Raw genomic sequence first — 5,060 nt, 5'->3', positions numbered from 1 at the left:
GGCCCGGGCCGCGCCCGGCCACCGCCAAGCCGCCGCGCCGCCAGGCCAAGGCGCCGCCGCGCGAGCCGCGGCTGATCCTGCTCAACAAGCCGTTCGACGTGCTCACCCAGTTCGCCGACGCCGACGGCCGCGCCACCCTCAAGGACTTTGTTCCGGTGCCCGGCGTCTACCCGGCCGGACGCCTGGACCGCGACAGCGAGGGCCTGCTGCTGCTGACCAACGACGGCCGCCTGCAGGCGCGCATCGCCGATCCGAAGCACAAGCTGGCGAAGACCTACTGGGTGCAGGTGGAGGGCGAGGCGAGCGAGGAGCAGCTGGCGCGCCTGCGCGCCGGGGTCGAGCTCAACGACGGGCCGACCCTGCCGGCCGAGGCGCGGCGCATCGACACGCCGGCGCTGTGGGAGCGCGACCCGCCGGTGCGCTTTCGCAAGAGCGTGCCGACCTGCTGGCTGGAGCTGGTGATCCGCGAGGGGCGAAACCGCCAGGTGCGGCGCATGACCGCCGCGGTCGGGCTGCCGACCCTGCGTCTGGTGCGGGTGCGCATCGGGCCGTGGAGCCTGGACGGCCTGGCGCCGGGAGAGTGGCGGGAGGTGCCGGCGGAGTTGGCAGGCCGTTGAAAAGCTACTGCGCTCGGTCAGGCGGCGTTGAGAACCGGCTCGGCATGCTCATTTACCGCTCGTAAACTCCGCTGCCTCGCCGGTTCTCGTCTTGCCTGACTTTCGCTCGCTACGCTTTTCAACGGCCTGTCGACCGTTCAGTGATCGGAGGATCAGTAGAACGACTTGATCAGGTTGATGCCCTTGCCCAGCACCTCGCGCCAGGCGATCAGGTCTTCCTGGGCGGCTTGGGCGTCATGCTGCTTGACCGCCAGCAGCAGCGAGTCCAGCCACAGGTCGTAGAGTTCCGGGCGGATGTCGAAGCCTTCGCGCGAATGGCTCTGGCCGAGGGCGCGCAGCTTGGTGTCGGACATGCCGCGGGCGTACAGCACCAGGTTGAGGATGCCCGCGCGCAGCAGGTGCTTCTGCGCGGTCATATCGGTGTTGGTGAACTTTTCGCGAATCGCCGGCGAACTGGAAAGGAAGTGCTGGTAGAAGGTATCGAAGAAGTTCGGGCTGGCGCAGCAGCGTCCGTAACTCTGCATCACACGGTTGGCGGGGGTCATGATTATCCTTCGGGGCAATAGGCGCTCTCCCCGTCGCATCATCCTGGCGACAGGGGAAGGCCTTGCGGGTGCTTCGGGGGTTACATGCCTTCGAGGCTGCCGATCACCAGGCTCTTGATGACGAAGCCGAGTACGCCCAAACCGAGGGCAAAGAAGAGAATCGCGGTGCCGAACTTGCCGGCATTGGATTTTTTCGCCAGATCCCAGACGATGAAAGCCATGAAACCGACCAGAGCCACGATGAGGCCGGTCATCATCCAGTGTTCGAATACTTCGGGGTCCATCATCCCTCCTGCAGGATTGTCTGAAAGCGATCAGGGGGTGGGCGATGTTGTTATATCTATCAGGCCACGCAGGCATGCGTACAAAAACGCGGGCGGATTATAGACCCTCCGCTGGTGCGGGCAAATTCAAAAATGCGACAGCGTCACAAAACCGTCGGCCGGTAGCGCCGCTGGTCAGCGCAGGTGCTCCAGCGGCAGCTCGGTGCCGGCCAGCACCTGGTTGAGCACGAAGCTCGAACGCACGCTGGATACTCCCTCGATGCGGGTCAGGGTGCCGAGCAGGAACTGCTGGTAGTGATCCATGTCCGGCACCACCACCTTGAGCTGATAGTCCGCCTCCATGCCGGTGACCAGGCTGCACTCCAGCACCTGCGGGCACTGGCGGATCACCGACTCGAAGTGGGCGAAGCGCTCCGGGGTGTGACGGTCCATGCCGACCAGCACGTAGACGGTGAGGGTCAGGCCGAGCTTCTTGCGGTCGAGCAGGGCGACCTGGCGCAGGATGTAGCCGTCGTCCTCCAGTTGTCTGACTCGCCGCGAACAGGGCGAGGGCGACAGGCCGATGCGCTCGGCCAGCTCCTGGTTGGAGATGCGTGCATCGCGCTGCAGTTCGGCGAGGATGCGCAGGTCGTAGCGGTCGAGCTTGCTCATGGTGATGGTTCGTTGTGTAAATATTGCGCTGATCTTTTACTGATTGGCGGATGCTTGCGCAAGGGCTGGGATTCTGTGCAATTTTCGCAAGCACCTGCTGCATCGGCGAGCGTACAGTTTGAATCAGTTTCACGGCCCGGACGCTCACCCCGCGCAGAGCCCAATCAGGCACCGCGCCACCGCCGACCCACGAGGTCGCGGTCCCAGGCCCGCACCGCCCACCAGGCGCTGCGCAGAGCAGGCAGCCACCCGCCGCCGCACTCCGGAAGAAACCACCTTGAAGGGGCCGTCAGGCCCCTTCTTCTTGTCCGCGCGCAGGCTCAGTGCTGCGGATCGGCGTGCACCAGCACCTCGGCGCGCGGGAACTCGGCGCGGATGGCCAGCTCGGCCGCCTCGCAGAGGTCGTGGGCCTGCTGCAGGGTCAGGCTGGCCGGCAGGTCGAGGTGCAGCTGGACGAACCAGTGGGTGCCGGACATGCGCGTGCGCAGGTCGTGGGCGCCGAGCACGCCGGGCACGTTCTGCGCCAGCTGCAGCATGCGCTCGCTGGTTTCCAGCGGCAGCTCCTCGTCCATCAGCACCGAGGCCGACTCGCGGACGATGCCCAGCGCGCTCCACAGGATGTACAGGGCGATGCCGATGCCGAACAGCGCGTCGGCGCGCTGCCAGCCCCAGGCGGCGAGCAGCAGGGCGGCGAGGATGCTGGCGTTGAGCAGCAGGTCCGAGGCGTAGTGCAGCGAGTCGGCGCGGATCGCCGTGGAGCCGGTGACCTTGACCACGTGGCGCTGGAACAGCAGCAGGCCGAAGGTCATCGCCAGCGACAGCAGGATCACCGCCACGCCGACCCCGGTCGCCTCGACCGGCTGCGGCTCCTGCAGGCGCTCGAAGCCGCGGATGCCGACCAGCACCGCGCTGATGGCGATGAACACCGCCTGGCCGAGGCCGGCCAGCGCCTCGGCCTTGCCGTGGCCGTAGCGGTGGTTCTCGTCGGCCGGCTGCAGCGCGTAGTGCACCGCGATCAGGTTGACCAGCGAGGCGGCGCCGTCGAGCAGCGAGTCGGTGAGGCCGGCGAGCAGGCTGACCGAGCCGCTCAGCCACCAGGCGATGGCCTTGGCGGCCACCAGAATCAGGGCGGTGGCCAGGGCGGCAGCCGAGGCCAGGCGCATCAGGCGGCCGTGTTCGCGGCTCAGATTCATCGCGGGGCTCCTCAGGCGGCCGGGGACAGGCCATAGGCGGCCAGCTGTTCGACGCTGCCGCCATGGCGGATCAGGCGCGGGTCGTCCAGCGGCAGGTCGCGGGCCAGCTCCTGCTGGAGGATGGCGCGCAGGCGGACAGGATCGACGCGGCCGTCGCTGCCGACAGCCTCCTGCAGGCGCTCCGGCGCCACCGAGTAGCGCCCTTCCGGCAGGTAGATGGCGCCGGTGCCGAAGTCGATGGCGAAGGCGATCAGTCCGGGAATCACGAAGAACAGGATGCCGATGGCGTCCAGGGCGGCGATGGCCGGGTCGATCTGGCCTTTCAGCTGGCCGCGGCGGTCGGGATAGAACAGGGTGCCGCAGCCGCTCAGCTGGGCGAGCAGGGTGGCGGCGAGCACGCCGCTGACGATCCGCTGCGAAGTACGCATGCATCTTCTCCTTGGGGGACGGCTCCTGAAAACGGCGCACAGTGTACGCGCTTGCCGATGACACCCGGAAGGCTGGCGCTTCGCCGCTATAATCGCCGCCCTTGCCGTCAGCCGTTGCGAGTGCCCATGAGCCTGTCCTCCGCCCTGCCCATCGATGCCGTGCTGCCCGAACTGCGCGCCGCGCTCGCCGCGCGCCACGAGGTGGTGCTGGAGGCGCCGCCCGGCGCCGGCAAGACCACCCGGGTGCCGCTGGCGCTGCTGGACGAGCCGTGGCTGGTCGGGCAGACCATCGTCATGCTCGAGCCGCGCCGCCTGGCCGCGCGCGCCGCCGCCGAGCGCCTGGCCAGCGAGCTGGGCGAAAAGGTCGGCGAGACGGTCGGCTACCGCATCCGCCTGGACAGCCGGGTGGGGCCGAACACGCGCATCGAGGTGGTCACCGAGGGCATCCTCGCCCGCCGCCTGCAGGACGATCCGGGCCTGGAGGGCGTCGGCCTGGTGATCTTCGACGAATTCCACGAGCGCAGCCTCGATGCCGACCTGGCCCTGGCGCTGGCCCTCAGCGGCCGCGAGCTGCTGCGCGAGGGGCCGCCGCTCAGGGTGCTGCCGATGTCGGCGACCCTCGAGGGCGAGCGTCTGGCCGCGCTGCTCGGCGACGCGCCGGTGGTGCGCAGCGAGGGGCGCATGTTCCCGGTGGACATCCAGTGGGGCCGCGCCGCCCAGCCCGGCGAGGCGCTGGAGCCGCGGGTGGTGCAGACCGTGCTGCAGGCGCTGGCCGAGCAGGGCGGCAGCCTGCTGGTGTTCCTGCCCGGCCAGGCCGAGATCCGCCGCGTGCAGGCGGCGCTGGAGGAAGCGCTCGGCACGCGTGCCGACATCCTGCTCTGCCCGCTGCACGGCGAGCTGGAGCTGGCCGCCCAGCGCGCCGCCATCGAGCCGGCGCCGGCCGGTACGCGCAAGGTGGTGCTGGCCACCAACATCGCCGAGACCAGCCTGACCATCGACGGCGTGCGCGTGGTGGTCGACGCCGGCTTGGAGCGGGTGCCGCGCTTCGACCCGGCCAGCGGCATGACCCGCCTGGACACCCAGCGCATCGCGCGCGCCTCGGCGACCCAGCGCGCCGGCCGCGCCGGGCGCCTGGAGCCGGGGGTGTGCTACCGGCTGTGGTCGCAGACCCAGCACGAGCAGCTGGCCGCCCACGGCAGCGCCGAGATCCTCCAGGCCGACCTGGCCGGCCTGGCCCTGCAGCTGGCGCGCTGGGGCGTCGACGACGCCAGCGAGCTGGTCTGGCTCGACCCGCCGCCGGCCGCCGCGCTGGCCCAGGCCCGCGAGCTGCTGCAGCGCCTCG

The 5,060-nt window shown here is 69.7% G+C and carries 7 protein-coding genes; 2 read left to right on the top strand and 5 right to left on the bottom strand.

Going from position 1 to position 5,060, the window contains the following annotated elements:
* Positions 1–71 precede the first annotated feature (71 nt).
* Positions 72–617: a pseudouridine synthase gene (locus tag E5198_RS20345; protein ID WP_136491738.1), complete on the top strand. Its 546-nt coding sequence runs from the start codon at positions 72–74 to the stop codon at positions 615–617.
* A gap of 152 nt (positions 618–769) precedes the next feature.
* Here E5198_RS20345 and E5198_RS20340 read toward each other — a convergent pair whose 3' ends face one another.
* The 5 genes from E5198_RS20340 to E5198_RS20320 form a co-directional block, all read right to left on the bottom strand.
* Positions 770–1,162: a globin gene (locus E5198_RS20340; protein ID WP_136491737.1), complete on the bottom strand. Its 393-nt coding sequence runs from the start codon at positions 1,160–1,162 to the stop codon at positions 770–772.
* 80 nt (positions 1,163–1,242) lie between these two features.
* On the bottom strand, positions 1,243–1,446 hold the full coding sequence (locus E5198_RS20335; protein WP_136491736.1) for a DUF2788 domain-containing protein: 204 nt from the start codon (positions 1,444–1,446) through the stop codon (positions 1,243–1,245).
* A gap of 174 nt (positions 1,447–1,620) precedes the next feature.
* Positions 1,621–2,097: an Lrp/AsnC family transcriptional regulator gene (locus tag E5198_RS20330; RefSeq protein WP_136491735.1), complete on the bottom strand. Its 477-nt coding sequence runs from the start codon at positions 2,095–2,097 to the stop codon at positions 1,621–1,623.
* 320 nt (positions 2,098–2,417) lie between these two features.
* Positions 2,418–3,290: a cation diffusion facilitator family transporter gene (locus E5198_RS20325; protein ID WP_136491734.1), complete on the bottom strand. Its 873-nt coding sequence runs from the start codon at positions 3,288–3,290 to the stop codon at positions 2,418–2,420.
* Positions 3,291–3,301: 11 nt separating this feature from the next.
* A complete protein-coding gene (locus tag E5198_RS20320; protein WP_136491733.1) occupies positions 3,302–3,718 on the bottom strand; it encodes a polyribonucleotide nucleotidyltransferase in 417 nt (138 codons plus the stop codon).
* Positions 3,719–3,844: 126 nt separating this feature from the next.
* Here E5198_RS20320 and hrpB point away from each other — a divergent pair.
* Positions 3,845–5,060, top strand: a 1,216-nt coding sequence (gene hrpB, locus E5198_RS20315) for an ATP-dependent helicase HrpB (RefSeq protein WP_136491732.1), incomplete at its 3' end; no start/stop codon positions are given.

Origin of the sequence: Pseudomonas sp. A-1 (assembly GCF_004801855.1) — a bacterium.
In the GTDB taxonomy this organism is placed as follows: Bacteria; Pseudomonadota; Gammaproteobacteria; order Pseudomonadales; family Pseudomonadaceae; genus Geopseudomonas.
This window is presented reverse-complemented; position numbering and strand designations above follow the sequence as displayed.

Coding starts and splice junctions, on each gene's coding strand:
- E5198_RS20325 (WP_136491734.1), bottom strand. CDS start 3,290: ATGAATCTGAGCCGCGAACACGGCCGCCTGATGCGCCTGGCCTCGGCT.
- E5198_RS20320 (WP_136491733.1), bottom strand. CDS start 3,718: ATGCGTACTTCGCAGCGGATCGTCAGCGGCGTGCTCGCCGCCACCCTG.
- E5198_RS20335 (WP_136491736.1), bottom strand. CDS start 1,446: ATGGACCCCGAAGTATTCGAACACTGGATGATGACCGGCCTCATCGTG.
- E5198_RS20340 (WP_136491737.1), bottom strand. CDS start 1,162: ATGACCCCCGCCAACCGTGTGATGCAGAGTTACGGACGCTGCTGCGCC.
- E5198_RS20330 (WP_136491735.1), bottom strand. CDS start 2,097: ATGAGCAAGCTCGACCGCTACGACCTGCGCATCCTCGCCGAACTGCAG.